Below are 14,939 nucleotides of genomic sequence, written 5' to 3' on the forward strand. Positions count from 1 at the left end.
CTCCCCTTCCTACAGTCCGATCACTCTGGCCAGAACTGAATTTGCTTCTTTTATATCGTTTGTACCGTGAATCAAAGCCCGTCCGTCCTGAAAAATAACGATTCTGAAGCGCTCATACGCCATGTGCAGCAGAAATTCATTTGCTTCCACTTTACCGATCTGCTTCAGGCGTTTGACAAGCTCTTCTTTATCCAGCCTCTTTAAGGCTTCCGATCTGATTTGAACGGTGTCTCTTCCGCACAGCACGCTTGCTTTCGGCCTGTTTTCAGGCTGCAGATACGGATATACGGGCTCCGCGCCGCAGGAAGGGCAATGATCCCGTTTGATCTGATCCACATTTATGCTCATATTGGTGTTATTCCACACGTCAAACGTGAAAAAGCGCCGATTTACCGCTGCATGATTTCCTGTCAGCAATTTCAGCGCCTCAGCCTGCTGATAAGCGGAGACGATATGAACCGCCGGAGGTATGATACCTGCTGTATCACATGTCGCTCCGCCCACGGGCATTTGCTCAAACAGGCAGGATAAACACGGCGTAACCCCCGGAATAATCGTCATGCACATTCCCTGACTGCTGACACAGGCACCGTAAATCCAAGGTGTTTTCGTTTTCAGCGCCAGATCATTGATGACCATTCTCGTTTCAAAATTATCTGTCGCATCCACGATGCAATCCGCTTGTTCGATCAGCGGTTCGAGCGTTTCCGCCGTACCTTCCGCCGCGTAAGCATCGATATGTATATCACTGTTTACCGCCAAAAGACGCGCCTTGGCCGCCATTGCTTTCGGCAGGCGCTGTCTCGCGTCTTCTTCTGTATACAGCTGCTGTCTTTGTAAATTGCTCCATTCCACATAATCCCGGTCAATAATCGCCATACGGCCCGCTCCGGCTCTTGCCAAGCCCTCTGCCGCGGCTGTTCCGAGGGCTCCGGCTCCGACAATCAGGACACTGCTGTCAGCCAGCGCCTGCTGCCCTTTTTCCCCTATCGGCTTAAATCTTGTCTGCCGCGAATAGCGCTCTTCCATCTGTGTTGTCCCCTTGCATTTTTATTTCCATCATACCATGTTTCTTCCCGATCAGTCCTGATTTGAAGACTCGACATGCGCCAAAAGTCTGGTGTAATCGTCCCGTGTGTTGATATTAGCGAACTCCTCCGGCCCGGCGCCGATGTCTTCAGCCTGCACATAACAGACAGACAGCCGTTTCAGCGTGTCTGTCATTTTCAGTTTGTTTTGTGTCAGCTGATCAAAAAGCACATCCTGCACCCGTTTATGGTAAACCGCCAAGAGGGGATGCTCTCTGTTTTCACAAACCGGTATGACAGCGTCCAGATTTCCGGTCAGCTTCATTTCAAGCGCAGCCATCGTCTTTCTTGTCACGAGCGGCGTGTCACAGGATATGACCGTGTATGTTTCGCCTTCCGTTTGTTTCATTGCCGTATATATGCCGGCCAGCGGGCCCATTCCCCGAAACCGCGGCTCATCGGCAAAAACATGCCGCTCCCTGTTTGATAAGAACTTTTTTATATGCTCAGGGCGGCTGATAATTACCGTTTCTCCGCCGCCGAAGGCTTTTTTCGCCTGTTCATAAAACATGCCGCCCTTCCACTTTGCAAAAGCTTTCGGTTCTCCGAATCTTCGGGAAGCTCCCCCCGCTAATATTACATTCACCCGTTTCATGTCATCTCTCTCCCATTCTATATAAAAGCATAGCAAACGCCTCAGCCGAAATACAATATTACGGTGCTTGTCTGTTTAAATAAGAGGAATAGCCGTTGTTCCTTTCCCATATTGTAGTGTTAACATCATGAGGGAGATGGTTCTTATGAAAATATCCGGTCCGTTTTTCCACGACACTTCTCAAGAGAACCTTTACTTGAAATCCGAACTTTCCAGATGCAGAAAATTAATTTCAGAATTTGAAGCAAGCTACTTCCATCAGAAAAATAATAAGCTTCAAGAGGAAAACGCCAATATTAAAGAGCGGCTTCACAAGCTTTCTGACGAATTGGAAGCCATGGCTCAAAAACACAAACAGACAAGTGACACGGAACGTTCTTTGCAGGAAATCAGAGCCGGGCTGCTCGATAAAATCGTCATTCTGCAAGAACTGCTTCAGCAGGAAACGTTTCGGCGGAAGAATGAGATGGAAGAAAAGCACCGTCTGCATCTTACAAATGTAAAATTTGAAGAAGAAAATAAAAACTTACATACCCGCATCCGCTCACTTGAGACCGCCATTCAAACTGAACGGACTTCTCACGAAGATATGAAACAGCGTTATCATGCCGCTGCAGACGAAAATACCCGGCTCCAAACACAAATGATAGAAAAAGAATACCAGCTCAAACATATTAAAATAGAAATTAATCATATGAGAGATCGAATACTAGAAACAAAAGAACGGCTTGTAGAAATAGAAAAAACGAAAGAAAAGTTATTTCAAGAAACCATTCTTTCGTATAAACGGCAGCTGGACGAAAGTGATGCTTGGATTGCCGGCCATTTTGCTGATATTGACAGCCGCACGGCGGAACCGGCGGAACAAGCTCTGGAAATCCCTTCTGTTTCCAAAGAGACTGTTCAGGCAGAAGACTTGCTTAAAGCCGTTACCGAACAAGTCATCTCCCTGCAAAAACAATTTGTACAATCAGAGTCCCGCGATCAGTCGTTTGATGAAAAACTGGATGCGTTGAAAGAACGTGCTGACGGCGAAAAGCCTTTCCAAAAATATGTCGTCAAGCTTGAAAAAAAGCCGGGAAAAGATGCGTCACTTCCGCAGAATAAGCGGGAAAACGCAAAAAAACTGCTTGAGTAACGCAAGCAGTTTTTACTGTTTTATTCAGCAGCCGTATCATTTGCCGTTTCTGCTGTTTCCTGAGAAATTTCTCCCTCAAGAATATATTGGCCGCGGTATGGTTTTTTCACTTCCGGATACATTTTAATTAAGCTTTGCATAAATGTTGTCATATTAGGAATTTCAAGGCCGCTTTCCTTTTCAATTTCCTTTTGCAGTTCGGAACTTTTGATCGCTGCATTGTGGCGTTTCAACGTTTTAATCGCTGCTTCGCGCAGTTTTGCCGCTTTTGATCCCGGTCTCGCCGTCCCTCTTCTTCTTCTTGTAGAACCGTCCGGAATGCCGGCGGGAAGAGACGTAATAGACTGCATCTGCGGCTGGGAGGATTGAGTCTGTGTCTGCGGCTTTTGATAGCTTCTCATTTCCTGTGCCGCAAGCTCTGCAAGCACCGGGAGAGAGTCACTTTTTTTCTCCGGACGAAACTCTTTTTTTGTATCGGACAGGCTGCCTGTATTGTCTAATTCTCTCAGTTTTGCATATATTTTATCACGTTCTATTTGATATTCACGAATGACTTTTACCTCTGCTTCGTTCAATTGTTCTAAACGTAAGCGCAGCGCTTCTCTTTCATTAAACATGTGTAAAACCCCCTGTCAAAAATTTAAACGCTTTTATTAAGATATTAGATTACAAAAGTAATTTTATCAACTATTATTTTATCATTTTACTATTTTATTTACTCTATGAAAAATTGCTTATTTTCTGAAAATGGTACTTTATATACAAAAATCCTTATCATATAGGGGATTCTGGACAAAGTTCCAATTTATTCAACCATTTCAAAATATAACTTGAAATTACTTCTTTAATGAAAATTAGCGTGATATCTACAATTTTCGACTATAATATGTAAAAGATAATGATATGGATAAAACAAGCGGTACAGCGTGTTTACGGCTGTTTCTCTTATTTTTTAAGCCACACATGTCATATTGGAATTTTTTATCCAATAGGCACAAAAAAACCCTGTTACCTAAACGGCAAAGGTCTTGCGGAACCGAGACAATAGTCCGGCGGAGATTGTCCCGATTACTCAGAAGCCTGCTCCGTTTCTGAAAGTACTCGGCTGACGCGTTTTTCAAGCATTTTCATCCCGCTTCCTCCCGCTTGAAAATGGCGGAGCTGTCCGCTTTTATCAAAAACGTAATAAGCCGGCACATATTCATTTTCAAATGCTTCAGTCAGCGTATGATCGCTGTCGACGTAAATCGGCTGAGAGATATCATGTTCAGCCGCTGTTTTCTTGATTTTCTCAAGATCAAGATCATCTTCGGAACGGGGCATGTGAACGGCCACCACATTCAGCTGATCTTTATATTTATCACGAAACCCGTTCACCTCAGGCATCGCTTCTTTACACATGCGGCAGCTGGCGGACCAGAAGTGAATCAGTGCCGGCTTTCCGCCGACCAGCTGTTCCTTCGAGACTTCTCTGTTAATCCATGCTTTAGCGCCTGTCAATTCAGGCATTTGCTGACGTAATTTCATCTTATTTCCCTCCTTACGAAAAAGGTTTTTTGCCGGGGCTTTCAGTCCGCCGGGCAACGTTCTCCTGTTTTCCCTCCAAAGGATATGATTTGGCTGAATCACCATGTTAAAATGAGTGTGGCGATTCCTTAGTTCATATCTTCACAAAAATGATGATATTGAAACCGGGCAATATGAACAAATCATAAATGAAATAACTGATTTCTATTAAAAGGTTTATTTTATTTTAAAAACGGGTATATCACTTTTAGCTTTTTCCGCAATAGACTTGAAAGGAAGACATCACTATGATTGATTTAAAACACTTTGATTGGGCCGGGCTTCTCACATCTGCCGGGATTTTCATCATAAAGCTGGCTCTCATTATTTTAGCGTACTTTATTTTCCGGACGGCAGGAAAAAAGCTGATCAAGCATCTGTTTCAGAAATTCGAGCAACAAAACAACCTCTCTACAGGCCGCGCTTATACTTTGCGAAGCCTCGCGCTTAATGTATATGGATACATCCTGATTTTCGTTTTTATCGTAATGATTTTGGATTTATTTCACTACAATCCGAGCGCTCTCATTGCCGGCGCCGGCGTGGTCGGTCTCGCAGTCGGCTTCGGGGCTCAGGGGCTTGTCAGTGACATCGTCACCGGATTTTTTATCCTTTTGGAAAAACAGATCGACGTCGGTGATTATATTACGGTTGCCGGCTACAGCGGCATTGTCGAGCAGGTCGGTCTCCGTACGACGCAAATCCGGAGCTTTGACGGCACGCTTCACTATCTTCCCAACCGGGGCATTACGAATGTGAGCAACCATTCCCGCGGAACGATGCAGGCGCTTGTCGATATTAAAGTGCCGCTTGAAGAAAATCTTGATGAAACCATTCAAATCCTGCAAACCGCGTGTGACAAAGCAGCCGCTGAGCTCCCGCAGATTAAGGAAGGGCCGGACGTCATCGGGGTTCAGGATTTAAGCTCGTCAGAAATGGTGCTCAGAATCATTGCCAAAACAGAAAATATGGAGCAATGGCGGGTTGAACGCGTACTGCGGAGAGAAATGAAAATCGCGCTCGACCGTTTTAAAAACGCCGCTTCCGCCGAATAGAAAAACCGAAGCGTAAGCTTCGGTTTTTTCTTTTTAATGAAATTTTTTTTCCACTTCGCTGCAGATTTCGTCGGCGGTCATTCCGGAAGCCGTAATGACGGGAGCCTGAGTTGACGTATCTGCAATTCCTTGGACATTGCTGTCAAGTCCGGTTACAACACAGCAGTCACAATTCTTCGCATCCTCAGGAGTCTTCATCATCACTACGTCATATCCTTTTTGTTTTAACGCCTGTTCTACATCCGATAAAGATTGTTCAATTCCAATTTTTTTCGTCATATTGAACACCTCCGTTATGTAGAATGCTCAATTTTTGTTAGATTATTCTTCTTTTCGGATTTAATTGGCATACTTCGAAAAATATCCGACCATGACATTTACCGCGGTTTCCATCGCATCTTCATCCGGGTTCAGCTTTGCGTGATGAAGCCCGTGGGATGAATCGGTCCCCAGCCAGAACATAAAGCCGGGATATTTTTTCAGCATATATCCGAAATCTTCTCCGGTCATCGCTTCTTTCGCCGTTCTCACGTCAGCAAGCTGATGATCGCTGACAAATTGCATAAATTCTTCGGTCAGGCCGCTTGTATTATAAACTTGATGATAAACGGACGGATACGTGACTTTTCCTTTGCATCGGAAGCCGATTTCAATTCCTTTGACAAGCTCTTCAATCCGCTTTTTCACCATACGCATTGATTCCTCGGAAAGCGTCCGGATGGTTCCCTCCAGATGAGCATCCTCTGCGATGATATTTTGCGCCGTGCCCCCGGTAATCGTTCCGACAGTGATCACAGCGCTGTCAAGCGGATCCGTATTTCTGGATATGACCGTCTGCAGCTGCGTGACAAGCGTGCTCGCGGCGACGACCATGTCGTCTGCTGTATGCGGATATGCCGCATGCCCGCCTTTCCCCTCGAGATCGATGACGAGTTCGCTCGTATTGGCAAACAGCAATCCGCTTTTGGTGGAGATTGTGCCTACAGGAAGCTCAGGTGCTATATGGAGAGCGGTAATCAAATCCGGTGTCCATTTTTTCAGCACATCGCTTTCAAGCATCGGTTCCGCTCCGCCCGGTCCTTCTTCAGCCGGCTGGAATAAAAAGAGCAGATCATGTTTGACGGGATGATGGACAAAATGATCAATAATGCCTAGCGCGATGGTCATGTGCATATCGTGGCCGCATGCGTGCATAAAACCGGGGTGTTCAGATGCAAACGGAAGCCCCGTCTGCTCTTCAATCGACAGAGCGTCTATATCCGCTCTGTAGGCGAGCATTTTTTCCGGAGCCGTGCCGTTGACTTTAACAAAGATCCCGGTTCTCCAAGTTTCGATTTCAATTCTTTCCTCCGGATATTGGTTCAATAGATTCAGCAGGTACTGCTGGGTTTTATATTCCTGAAAGCCGATCTCCGGAATGCGGTGCAGATCTCTTCGGATGGCAATGAGCCGCTCTTTTTCCATATGTATTCCTCCTTGAGATAAGAATAAGGCGTGGATTTTATCATCCACGCCCATTCTATCAAACCATTCCTTACAGCTGGCGTAATTCCTGTTTGATTTCTGTTTTGCCTTTTGTTTTTTCATCGATATCTTTGATTTTTTTCGCAGGTGTTCCCGCTACAACGGTATATGGTTCGACATCGTTCACAACGATGGCTCCCGCAGCGACAACCGCGCCTTTACCGATTGTTACGCCTTCAAGCACAACCGCATTTGCGCCGATCACAACGTCGTCTTCCACGACAACAGGCTTAGCGCTAGGCGGCTCAATAACGCCCGCTAATACAGAACCCGCTCCGATGTGGCAGTTTTTGCCGACAGTCGCGCGCCCACCGAGAACAACGTTCATATCAATCATCGTACCTTCGCCGATGACTGAACCGATATTAATAGACGCACCCATCATGATAACGGCATTGTCGCCGATTTCGACTTGGTCGCGGATAATAGCGCCGGGCTCGATTCTCGCTTTAACATCTTTTAAATCAAGCATCGGGATCGCAGAGTTGCGGCGGTCATTCTCAATGACGTAATCCTCAATTTTGTCTTTGTTTTCTTCGATTGCGCTTTTAATTTCAGCCCACTCGCCAAAAACGACGCCGGATTGGCCGTTCAGGAATGTTTTAGCGGAATCGCCAAAGCTGATTCCTTCGAGATCGCCTTTTACATACACTTTTACAGGCGTTGATTTTGTACTATTTTGAATAAATGAAATAATTTCATTTGCATCCATCATTTTCATATGTATTGTCCTCCTCTGATTTTCTACCTCATTACTGTAACAAAGGAAGGATACAAAGACAAGAAAAAAAGGAACAAGCCTTTATTCTGCCGGCTGGCTGCACAGCGCGGCAAACTGTCTTCCGAATTCCCGGAGCTCTTCTTCCTCACTGCCCTCAGGGTTGTTTTCAATTTTGACCGACGGCAGCACCACCCGCCCGCCGCGGGCCGTGATTACTTTTTCCAATTCGTCAACTGCTCCGCAAAAAAACTCATAGGACGTATCTCCGGAACCGAACAAAGCAAATGTTTTTCCCGTAAACTCCAGGTTTTCCATATCTTCAGCAATATCGAGCATTTCATCAGGAAGATCCCCGTCTCCCCACGTATATGTGCCTAATAAAATATACTCGTAATCATTAAAAAGTTCGGCATGAATATCCATCGCTTCATATCTGTCTACGGATGCTTGTGCTTGGATCAGCCCTTTTTCAATTAAATCCGCCATCGCCTCGGTGTTTCCTGACATTGTAGCGTAAACAAGCAGTACATTCCCCATCTTCGTCTCTCCTTTATGCATAAAAACTAATGTGCGAGCCGAACCGCCTCATACGGTCTGACAAACTTACTTTCGTAAAGGCCCGCGCAAAAAAAGTTTTCTTCCCGGTTTGCCACCCGCCATCCGTGACCGCGGATCGTATCAAACCACTTTAATTCACCGGCGGCGAGATCAGCTTGATAAATACGCGAAAATCCGTTTTCGTCCTGTGACGATGTGACATAAATAATCCCGTTATCCTCAGAAACGTCGAGAAATGATTTTTCCCGTACGGCGGGCCCGGCTGTAATGGCAAACTCCTCTTGCGTCCGCACGTTTCGGACGGCAACCTCCCCCCGTTCTCCCTTTGCCGCGCCCTTTGCTGCAATGAGCCAGTCATTCTGATACATCATCATTGAAGCCGTCATGCGCTGCCTTTCGCGGCTTATACGCCGGATGCGGTCTTCCGTCAGATCATACGCCCAAATGCCGCCATGATTCATATGAATCCGGGTGCCGATATAAATCGTCTGACCGTGTAAACAAAGCGAACGGATGACAGGCGGCTCCTTTAATTGTGAAAAGGGCTTAGCCACATGCCAAGTGACGCCGAAATCATCAGATAAGTAGAGGCAATATGTGCCGTGCGCACAGACAAACCCGTCATTCCGCCCGGCAACGGCCCATACGGAGGCGCTGGTCGGAAATCGGGAGACCGTCCAAGTCTTTCCCTGATCGGCTGATCTGAGAACGGCGCCTTTTTCTCCAGCCGCGAATATGTAGGGCCCTATATAAGTCAGCACATGAATTCTGCTTTTCACTCGGAATAGTCTTTTCCAGCCTTCTTCCGCGGAAAAATGAAAAATACCTTCGTCTTTCACTGCGACAAAATATCCTAAAGTCACTGATGCCATGACAGCCGTCGCGCCTTTATGAAACATGGCACCGGTCTCCGTGGTGAGCGGCCCATGCAAGAAAACCGCGGACAAATTCTTTGCAGCATTCCTGATCCTCAGCCGTCTCGGGCGCCAATTCGATTTTCAGCGTTTCCGGATATAAATTGGCTCCGGCCTGTTCAAACGCATCGCAAAACAGCGTGACCGCTTCGCAAAACTTCGGGTAGGCGTGATCGCCTGAACCGAAACAGGCCGTTTTCAGTCCGTTGAGCTGGCTGTGCAGAATATCTTCGTAAAAATCTTCCGCTTCGTAAGGAAGATCACCATCCCCCCATGTGTACGTGCCGACAAAAACATAATCATATGCTTCGAGAGAATCCGCATCTGCCTCATCCATGTCGAGACAGTCAACTGCTATCTGATGCCCGCTCAGTGTTTCTTTTATAATGCCGGCAATATCCTCTGTATTCCCCGACATGCTTGCGTATATCATTAATGCTTTCTGCATATGATCACCTCGTAATTGATAATGATTTTCATTAACATATATAACACTTTAAATGATAATGATTTTCATTGTCAATAAAAAATAAAAAAAAGACAGCATGATTGCTGTCTTTCTAAAATGGGCGTTCCTGCTTCAGCATATCTTTAATGACAGAAACAAAAGCCTGCACCTGTTTTAATTCAAATGCCGGCTCATAACCGAGCAGCCATGTGTCACGGCCGATCGGATGATCTTTTGTATCAAGCAGGGGCATTTTATTTACTTTGTCTTCCTCTTCTAAAGTGACTGACGGCAGAATGGCATAACCGATTCCGTGCAGCGCCATCTGCTTGCACGTTTCAATCTGATCGACGAGGATGGTCTGTTTCGGCGAGGTTTTGAATTTTTGATGCCACCAATGCTGAATTTCCTGAAAATATGTACTGTCACTTTTGAATTGGATAAACGGCCGATCGGTATGGGCAATATCATCAATACAGGAAATTTCCGTATCAACCAAATATAAATGATCGGTCATTAAATAATCTTTCCGGCCTTTCCATTCCGGATTTCCCCGGATAATGCCGATATGTACCTGATCTTCATACAGACTTTTCAGCATTTCGCTGCTCCACCCTGTAATGAGAGAGACCTTTGCATTCGGATATCGTTCCACATATGTTTTTAACACTCTCGGAAGCCAGTGCTGCCCGATAATGGAGGCGACGGCAAGCTTTAATGTGCCGTGAATCTCACCCTCAAGTTCATCAATGTTTTCTCTGATTCTTTCTTGCCGATCCGTGACGTCATTTGCAAATTGTATGATTTTTTCTCCTGCCGGCGTTACCGTAAGTCCTTTTTGAGATCTTAGAAAGATCTTTGTTCCCCAGGCTTTTTCAATGGTCTGCAATCGCTGGGACAGAGCCGGCTGTGACACGAATAACCGTTCGGCAGCCTTCCTCATGTTTAATTCCTCAGCTAAAACTACGAGCATATGAAGCTCTTGAAGCTGCATGTCGTCCTCCTTTTCAATGCCTTTCGTATTTCTTATCTACCATTCTAATAAAATAAAGGCTGCCGAGGCAAGCGCCACTCATATGTATGCGTTTTCTTTTTCCGGCATGCAAAAGAACAAATAGGCTGATCGTGCGAGCCTACTTATTCAATGATCTGATATGGCTGCTCAACTGTTTTAACACGACTCTTCTCGTGAAAATGCCTTCAAAGACGCCTTCATCATTTTCAACGCAGACAAAGCCGTTGTTAATGACCATGCTGAACCCTTTGATAATCGGATCATTGATGTGGAGACGGGGAATGTCTTTCAGCATGACTTCCTCAACCGTAATTTGATCCAGTTTCTCAAACTCGATCCGTTCAAGTCCGAAAATGCTGTTCATAATCATATTTGTCCCGATCAAACCGTGCAGACGGTACGAAGCGTCGAGGACGGGAATGGCGGTATAGCCGGTTTTGGTCAGCACTAAAAGAGCATGCTCAAGGTTGTTACCGACTTGAACGTGCGCCACTTTATCCGCCTCGATCATAAATTGTCCGACTGTTGCATCAAGAAGCTGATCTGATTGTAAGCTAATCATGTCACTTCGACCCCTTTACATTTTTCATCAAAGCATGTATTCCCTATATTGCAATAATATAAACATTATCATTTTTTGTCGAAAAGTTTCCGTCAATAAAAAAGATACTCTTTGCAATCGAGTATCAATTTATAGGCCGCTGATTAATTTTCATTCCGAAAACGGTCATAGAGCGTTACGAGTTTTTTATAAGTGGTTCCATCAACGCTTTTTGACCCTGCTTCTATATCGTTGATTTCGCTGGTCAAAAGCTCAATGGCATATTCTTGATTGATCAGGATATTCAGCAGAAGTTTCTGTTCTTCTTCCGTAAATCGTTCACTGATAAGACTCATACGTAATCAGGCCCCCTATTTTTAACTGAATACCTCTGAAAGCAAGGTGAAATTTGCTTTCAGCTCTACCGCTAGAATAAGTAAACAGAAAAAAATCGTCAACCGCATAATTCGACATTTTGCGGATTCTGTATGAAATATTATTTTGTGTAACGATTGGCATAACTGAATGCTGTGCAGGAATCGGGCTTGATTTTCGCTTCAATGCCCATCGAGGTAATGCGGCCGGTCATTTCTTGTATCAATTCTTTTGTCAGCCCTTTTTGACCGATATCCAGATGCACTTCAAATGAAAGATCCGCCCCTTCATCCGCAAAAGGCAAGAGTAAATCTGTCATTTCCATAAGACGGCCGTCGAGGATATGCGCAGCCATCTCCTGGCTGAACGCGGTTTCCAGCGAAATTTTTTCGCGAAGGCTATGTATCGGTCTTGCAAGATCATGATTTTTCAAACAGCCCCAAGCTCCCTTGCCTGTACGGTGCAAGTGTATAGCCGTAATAAACTTTGTGAAGTCGCGGTAAACTTGTGAATCAGTCCCTACAGACAGCACGTATGCTGAACGGGGGTCTTTATTGACAAAGCGTTTCAGCCGCTCCGTCACGTCTTGAAAGGTCATCTGTGCCTCAGAAAGATTATAAAACAGAAAAGAATCAGCCATGTACGGACACTCCTCTTTCCAGAGTCTACAACCAAACGAACAAGCACGTTCCTTTGCATAATTTAATAAAGCTCCGCTTGCGGAAGACCGGAAGCTTGGTCAGCCTGAAAAATCAAATCAAATTACTGAAGGAGCTCAAAAATTTCAATAGAAATCATGTCAATGTTATCAAACGGATATGTGTTAGGTTTTTCACCTTTTTGGAAAACCGTCAGTTCAAACGTTTGATTTTTTTCGAAATATTTAACACTGCAAATTTTTTCGCCGTTAACTTCAAAATAACGCTGCATCGGCTCGTTCGCCGCTTCCGCTGTTTCTTGCAGACTTTGCAGCCGCGTGATGATACCCATTAATTGTGACATTCTAAAAAAAGACTCCTTTCAAAAAACAACTTCAAATCAACAAGTATTTATTATAATACAAGTTCTACAGAGCATCATACCATAAAGTAGACCGGGATGGCATTTTCCCGCTGGATTTTCAAAAAGAAATAAACGGGAAAACCGTGTTTTCGAATAGTTTGAAGCTTTTTTCGGAATGTCATACACCTTTCAAAAAATTTTTTCGCTTTTTGAGCCGCCATTGTCAGATGTATGTGAGAAGAAGCCTTTTTATGCGCAGACGGCATAAAAAAACTTGGCGGGGGTAGCGCCAAGTTTTTTCGGATCTTGATCTGATAGAGGGGTTGGGGAACAGAGAGTAACTTCTCTCTATAACTAAATGATAATGATTATCAGTATCATTGTCAATCGTTTTTTAAAACTTTTTCACACTTATAAAAAAAGCGGCATACAGCAGCCGCTTTAAAGTAACCCGTCCTGTTCATATAAATAAGAGTAAGGCAGATCGATAAATAAATACATATTGTCATCCATCGGGTATGAAAAGGTTCTGATCATCTCACCCGTCTCAATATCACTGTACAGGTCACTGAAAAAACCTTTTCTTGAATTCCGCATCTTCATGATGTTTTCTAAAAAGTACGGACGCCAGCTCCAGTTTTTCTCCATGTATTCAGGCTGATAAAGCCATTCGCCGGACTGCTTGAACACATTTCCCGTCAGCTGATAGCCTTCTTCATCACACATATAAATTCTGAAGCAGCAGTCGGTCAGGTTTTCCGCCAGTTTTTTAATAAACTCATCGTCCGCCTGATGGGTTTTCTTCAGCTCGGAAACTGCCTGATTGACCCGCTTATAAAAATTCTCAGAGTGTTCATATACCGTTTCCAGCTTCTTTTTTTCTCTCGTGATAAATTGCTGAAACTCCGTTTTCAAGCGTGCTTTTAACAGGCTCCGGTCTATAAAATCCCCGCTCGGCGCCTGCAGATAATAGCCTTGAAAAAATCGGCCTCCGTTTCTCCATGCGTACTGGAGCTGGAAATCAGCTTCTATATCTTCATACAGCAGCGCGGCGCCGATTTTTCTCGCCAGCAATGAAATGCTGTACAGCACATGCTCATATGATGGTGACGGCTGAGATACCTTCAGCGCCTGCAAATCTATTTTCAGAAGGTCCGGTGAAAGGAGCGCGATTCTGTCCAGGTTGCTGCTCTCCTTACCTATATTGTCCACCGCGATTTTAATGCCGTATGTACGATAATAGGCAAGCATATGGTACAGCTGTTCAATGTCGCCTTCGAAATTGTGCTCGGTGATCTCAAGCACAATACGGTTCAATTCAATGCCCTGCTCTTCGTATTCTTTCAAAAGCTCAAGAAAGCTTTCGCCGTGGTCAAGCATCAATACATTCGCATCCTGATTGATAAAAATCAACAGATCACGGTCAGCTTCTTTAAACCGCTCCAGCGCCTGCCTGATGACTCTGTCATCGACCTCAAGCTTATATTCTTCCGGAATGCCGGAATCTAAGAAAAACGACCCGAGGCTCTCAATCTCCGCATCTGCCAAAATACGCCCAAGCACCTCATAGCCTACGACTCTTTGTTCTTCAGCGTTAAAAATCGCTTGGTAATACGGAATGACATCATCAATATTCGTCAGTATATCAAGTGGGTCCAACATGTTATCACCTGCTTCTCTATCTTTGTCTGATTATACACAATTATATCAGCACCACAAATGTTTAGATTAGGGGAAAAGGAGGCAGTATGGCAGCAGCTTAAAATAAAAGGGGGACATTTTTAAGATCACTCTTCAGACCGGTTAATTAAGGACGTTATTCATTTGTTTCACAATCACAAATAAAAGGATAAATATAAGAGCATTATAACCGGCAGCTGTCCAAAAATAATGGCTCCAATCAGTGCTGTTAAATATCCAATCATCATCATGTTTCAACTGAAAGAAAGTTCCTTTTTTATCTAAAATGCCAAATGTAAGAGTTGTTAACCCGCCAACACTCTCGGAAACGTCAACTCCATACATTGAACCGGCATGATCAGTATGATTTATTGGCATATACGTATAATCAGATAAAATTGTTTCCGCCAGCTTGGTTGGCAGAGACACATATAATACAGCCGATGTATCGCCTCCGAGCCCACTCAAATACTCCCTGGCTTTAATACATTTCGTTTCATCAGGAAAATCTATGTGATATAGCTTTTCAAATCTGATTATTTCATCAGATGTAAGATTGGTATTTTGATAATACTCCGGAGTAAAAGCACAAATAATAAAGTACCAAATATTAAAGATGATAGCTAAACTGCTTACAAATAGTACAACGAACCATTTTAATAATTTCTTCAATTAATCGCCCCTTAATCTTTCAAAATTATATCATAATTTTGAATAGA

The 14,939-nt window shown here is 44.3% G+C and carries 19 protein-coding genes; 2 read left to right on the forward strand and 17 right to left on the reverse strand.

Features of this window, described 5'->3' with window-relative positions; translation table 11 throughout:
* Positions 1-9: 9 nt before the first annotated feature.
* Both AR442_RS12405 and AR442_RS12410 read right to left on the reverse strand, forming a co-directional pair.
* On the reverse strand, positions 10-1,029 hold the full coding sequence (locus AR442_RS12405) for a molybdopterin-synthase adenylyltransferase MoeB (protein ID WP_007611113.1): 1,020 nt from the start codon (positions 1,027-1,029) through the stop codon (positions 10-12).
* Between the two features lie 51 nt (positions 1,030-1,080).
* The gene (locus tag AR442_RS12410) at positions 1,081-1,683 is read right to left on the reverse strand and encodes a molybdenum cofactor guanylyltransferase (protein WP_014417620.1); all 603 of its coding nucleotides are present in this window, start codon (positions 1,681-1,683) and stop codon (positions 1,081-1,083) included.
* Positions 1,684-1,828: 145 nt separating this feature from the next.
* Here AR442_RS12410 and AR442_RS12415 point away from each other — a divergent pair, with 145 nt between their 5' ends.
* Positions 1,829-2,821, forward strand: coding sequence for a coiled-coil domain-containing protein (locus tag AR442_RS12415; protein WP_014417619.1), 993 nt, complete (start codon positions 1,829-1,831; stop codon positions 2,819-2,821).
* Positions 2,822-2,841: 20 nt separating this feature from the next.
* Here the strand turns inward: AR442_RS12415 and rok are convergent, their stop codons facing one another.
* Both rok and AR442_RS12425 read right to left on the reverse strand, forming a co-directional pair.
* Positions 2,842-3,438 (reverse strand): transcriptional regulator Rok, encoded by a 597-nt coding sequence (rok, locus tag AR442_RS12420; RefSeq protein ID WP_014417618.1) that lies wholly within the window; start codon positions 3,436-3,438, stop codon positions 2,842-2,844.
* A gap of 451 nt (positions 3,439-3,889) precedes the next feature.
* Positions 3,890-4,348: a TlpA disulfide reductase family protein gene (locus AR442_RS12425; protein ID WP_014417617.1), complete on the reverse strand. Its 459-nt coding sequence runs from the start codon at positions 4,346-4,348 to the stop codon at positions 3,890-3,892.
* 287 nt (positions 4,349-4,635) lie between these two features.
* On the opposite strand from AR442_RS12425, the gene AR442_RS12430 reads away from it, so the two are divergent.
* Positions 4,636-5,442 (forward strand): mechanosensitive ion channel family protein, encoded by an 807-nt coding sequence (locus tag AR442_RS12430; protein WP_014417616.1) that lies wholly within the window; start codon positions 4,636-4,638, stop codon positions 5,440-5,442.
* A gap of 33 nt (positions 5,443-5,475) precedes the next feature.
* On the opposite strand, the gene AR442_RS12435 is transcribed toward AR442_RS12430, so the two are convergent.
* The 13 genes from AR442_RS12435 to AR442_RS12495 all read right to left on the reverse strand — a co-directional run bounded on the left by AR442_RS12435 (position 5,476) and on the right by AR442_RS12495 (position 14,892).
* Positions 5,476-5,721: a YkuS family protein gene (locus AR442_RS12435; protein ID WP_003154596.1), complete on the reverse strand. Its 246-nt coding sequence runs from the start codon at positions 5,719-5,721 to the stop codon at positions 5,476-5,478.
* A 60-nt stretch (positions 5,722-5,781) separates the two neighbouring features.
* Positions 5,782-6,906: an N-acetyldiaminopimelate deacetylase gene (locus AR442_RS12440; protein WP_014417615.1), complete on the reverse strand. Its 1,125-nt coding sequence runs from the start codon at positions 6,904-6,906 to the stop codon at positions 5,782-5,784.
* A gap of 70 nt (positions 6,907-6,976) precedes the next feature.
* Positions 6,977-7,687, reverse strand: coding sequence for a 2,3,4,5-tetrahydropyridine-2,6-dicarboxylate N-acetyltransferase (dapD, locus tag AR442_RS12445; protein WP_007409623.1), 711 nt, complete (start codon positions 7,685-7,687; stop codon positions 6,977-6,979).
* Positions 7,688-7,768: 81 nt separating this feature from the next.
* A complete protein-coding gene (locus AR442_RS12450) occupies positions 7,769-8,224 on the reverse strand; it encodes a flavodoxin (RefSeq protein WP_014417614.1) in 456 nt (151 codons plus the stop codon).
* A gap of 26 nt (positions 8,225-8,250) precedes the next feature.
* A complete protein-coding gene (locus tag AR442_RS12455) occupies positions 8,251-9,144 on the reverse strand; it encodes a WD40/YVTN/BNR-like repeat-containing protein (protein ID WP_032863766.1) in 894 nt (297 codons plus the stop codon).
* Entirely contained in the window at positions 9,134-9,607 is a 474-nt protein-coding gene (locus tag AR442_RS12460; protein ID WP_012117440.1) for a flavodoxin, read from the reverse strand. Before AR442_RS12460 ends, AR442_RS12455 begins: the two co-directional genes overlap by 11 nt.
* Before the next feature lie 112 nt (positions 9,608-9,719).
* Positions 9,720-10,601, reverse strand: a complete 882-nt coding sequence (gene ccpC / locus AR442_RS12465) for a transcriptional regulator CcpC (RefSeq protein ID WP_014417612.1) — start codon at positions 10,599-10,601, stop codon at positions 9,720-9,722.
* A 139-nt stretch (positions 10,602-10,740) separates the two neighbouring features.
* Positions 10,741-11,184 (reverse strand): cyclic-di-AMP-binding protein CbpB, encoded by a 444-nt coding sequence (gene cbpB / locus AR442_RS12470; RefSeq protein ID WP_003154608.1) that lies wholly within the window; start codon positions 11,182-11,184, stop codon positions 10,741-10,743.
* Between the two features lie 143 nt (positions 11,185-11,327).
* The gene (abbA, locus tag AR442_RS12475) at positions 11,328-11,519 is read right to left on the reverse strand and encodes an antirepressor AbbA (RefSeq protein WP_003154609.1); all 192 of its coding nucleotides are present in this window, start codon (positions 11,517-11,519) and stop codon (positions 11,328-11,330) included.
* 140 nt (positions 11,520-11,659) lie between these two features.
* A complete protein-coding gene (locus AR442_RS12480) occupies positions 11,660-12,178 on the reverse strand; it encodes a ribonuclease H-like YkuK family protein (protein ID WP_012117439.1) in 519 nt (172 codons plus the stop codon).
* A gap of 122 nt (positions 12,179-12,300) precedes the next feature.
* Positions 12,301-12,540 (reverse strand): YkuJ family protein, encoded by a 240-nt coding sequence (locus AR442_RS12485; protein WP_003154613.1) that lies wholly within the window; start codon positions 12,538-12,540, stop codon positions 12,301-12,303.
* Between the two features lie 441 nt (positions 12,541-12,981).
* Complete coding sequence (locus AR442_RS12490) at positions 12,982-14,202, reverse strand: EAL domain-containing protein (RefSeq protein WP_014417611.1); 1,221 nt, start codon at positions 14,200-14,202, stop codon at positions 12,982-12,984.
* A gap of 141 nt (positions 14,203-14,343) precedes the next feature.
* On the reverse strand, positions 14,344-14,892 hold the full coding sequence (locus AR442_RS12495; protein WP_014417610.1) for a hypothetical protein: 549 nt from the start codon (positions 14,890-14,892) through the stop codon (positions 14,344-14,346).
* Positions 14,893-14,939: the final 47 nt, after the last annotated feature.

The sequence above is a fragment of the Bacillus velezensis genome (genome assembly GCF_001461825.1).
GTDB classification, from domain to species: Bacteria; Bacillota; Bacilli; order Bacillales; family Bacillaceae; genus Bacillus; species Bacillus velezensis.

Coding starts and splice junctions, on each gene's coding strand:
- AR442_RS12440 (WP_014417615.1), bottom strand. CDS start 6,906: ATGGAAAAAGAGCGGCTCATTGCCATCCGAAGAGATCTGCACCGCATT.
- cbpB (WP_003154608.1), bottom strand. CDS start 11,184: ATGATTAGCTTACAATCAGATCAGCTTCTTGATGCAACAGTCGGACAA.
- AR442_RS12455 (WP_032863766.1), bottom strand. CDS start 9,144: ATGTTTCATAAAGGCGCGACGGCTGTCATGGCATCAGTGACTTTAGGA.
- AR442_RS12415 (WP_014417619.1), top strand. CDS start 1,829: ATGAAAATATCCGGTCCGTTTTTCCACGACACTTCTCAAGAGAACCTT.
- AR442_RS12425 (WP_014417617.1), bottom strand. CDS start 4,348: ATGAAATTACGTCAGCAAATGCCTGAATTGACAGGCGCTAAAGCATGG.
- AR442_RS12485 (WP_003154613.1), bottom strand. CDS start 12,540: ATGTCACAATTAATGGGTATCATCACGCGGCTGCAAAGTCTGCAAGAA.
- AR442_RS12430 (WP_014417616.1), top strand. CDS start 4,636: ATGATTGATTTAAAACACTTTGATTGGGCCGGGCTTCTCACATCTGCC.
- AR442_RS12435 (WP_003154596.1), bottom strand. CDS start 5,721: ATGACGAAAAAAATTGGAATTGAACAATCTTTATCGGATGTAGAACAG.
- AR442_RS12490 (WP_014417611.1), bottom strand. CDS start 14,202: ATGTTGGACCCACTTGATATACTGACGAATATTGATGATGTCATTCCG.
- rok (WP_014417618.1), bottom strand. CDS start 3,438: ATGTTTAATGAAAGAGAAGCGCTGCGCTTACGTTTAGAACAATTGAAC.
- ccpC (WP_014417612.1), bottom strand. CDS start 10,601: ATGCAGCTTCAAGAGCTTCATATGCTCGTAGTTTTAGCTGAGGAATTA.
- dapD (WP_007409623.1), bottom strand. CDS start 7,687: ATGAAAATGATGGATGCAAATGAAATTATTTCATTTATTCAAAATAGT.
- abbA (WP_003154609.1), bottom strand. CDS start 11,519: ATGAGTCTTATCAGTGAACGATTTACGGAAGAAGAACAGAAACTTCTG.
- AR442_RS12410 (WP_014417620.1), bottom strand. CDS start 1,683: ATGAAACGGGTGAATGTAATATTAGCGGGGGGAGCTTCCCGAAGATTC.
- AR442_RS12405 (WP_007611113.1), bottom strand. CDS start 1,029: ATGGAAGAGCGCTATTCGCGGCAGACAAGATTTAAGCCGATAGGGGAA.
- AR442_RS12450 (WP_014417614.1), bottom strand. CDS start 8,224: ATGGGGAATGTACTGCTTGTTTACGCTACAATGTCAGGAAACACCGAG.
- AR442_RS12480 (WP_012117439.1), bottom strand. CDS start 12,178: ATGGCTGATTCTTTTCTGTTTTATAATCTTTCTGAGGCACAGATGACC.
- AR442_RS12460 (WP_012117440.1), bottom strand. CDS start 9,607: ATGCAGAAAGCATTAATGATATACGCAAGCATGTCGGGGAATACAGAG.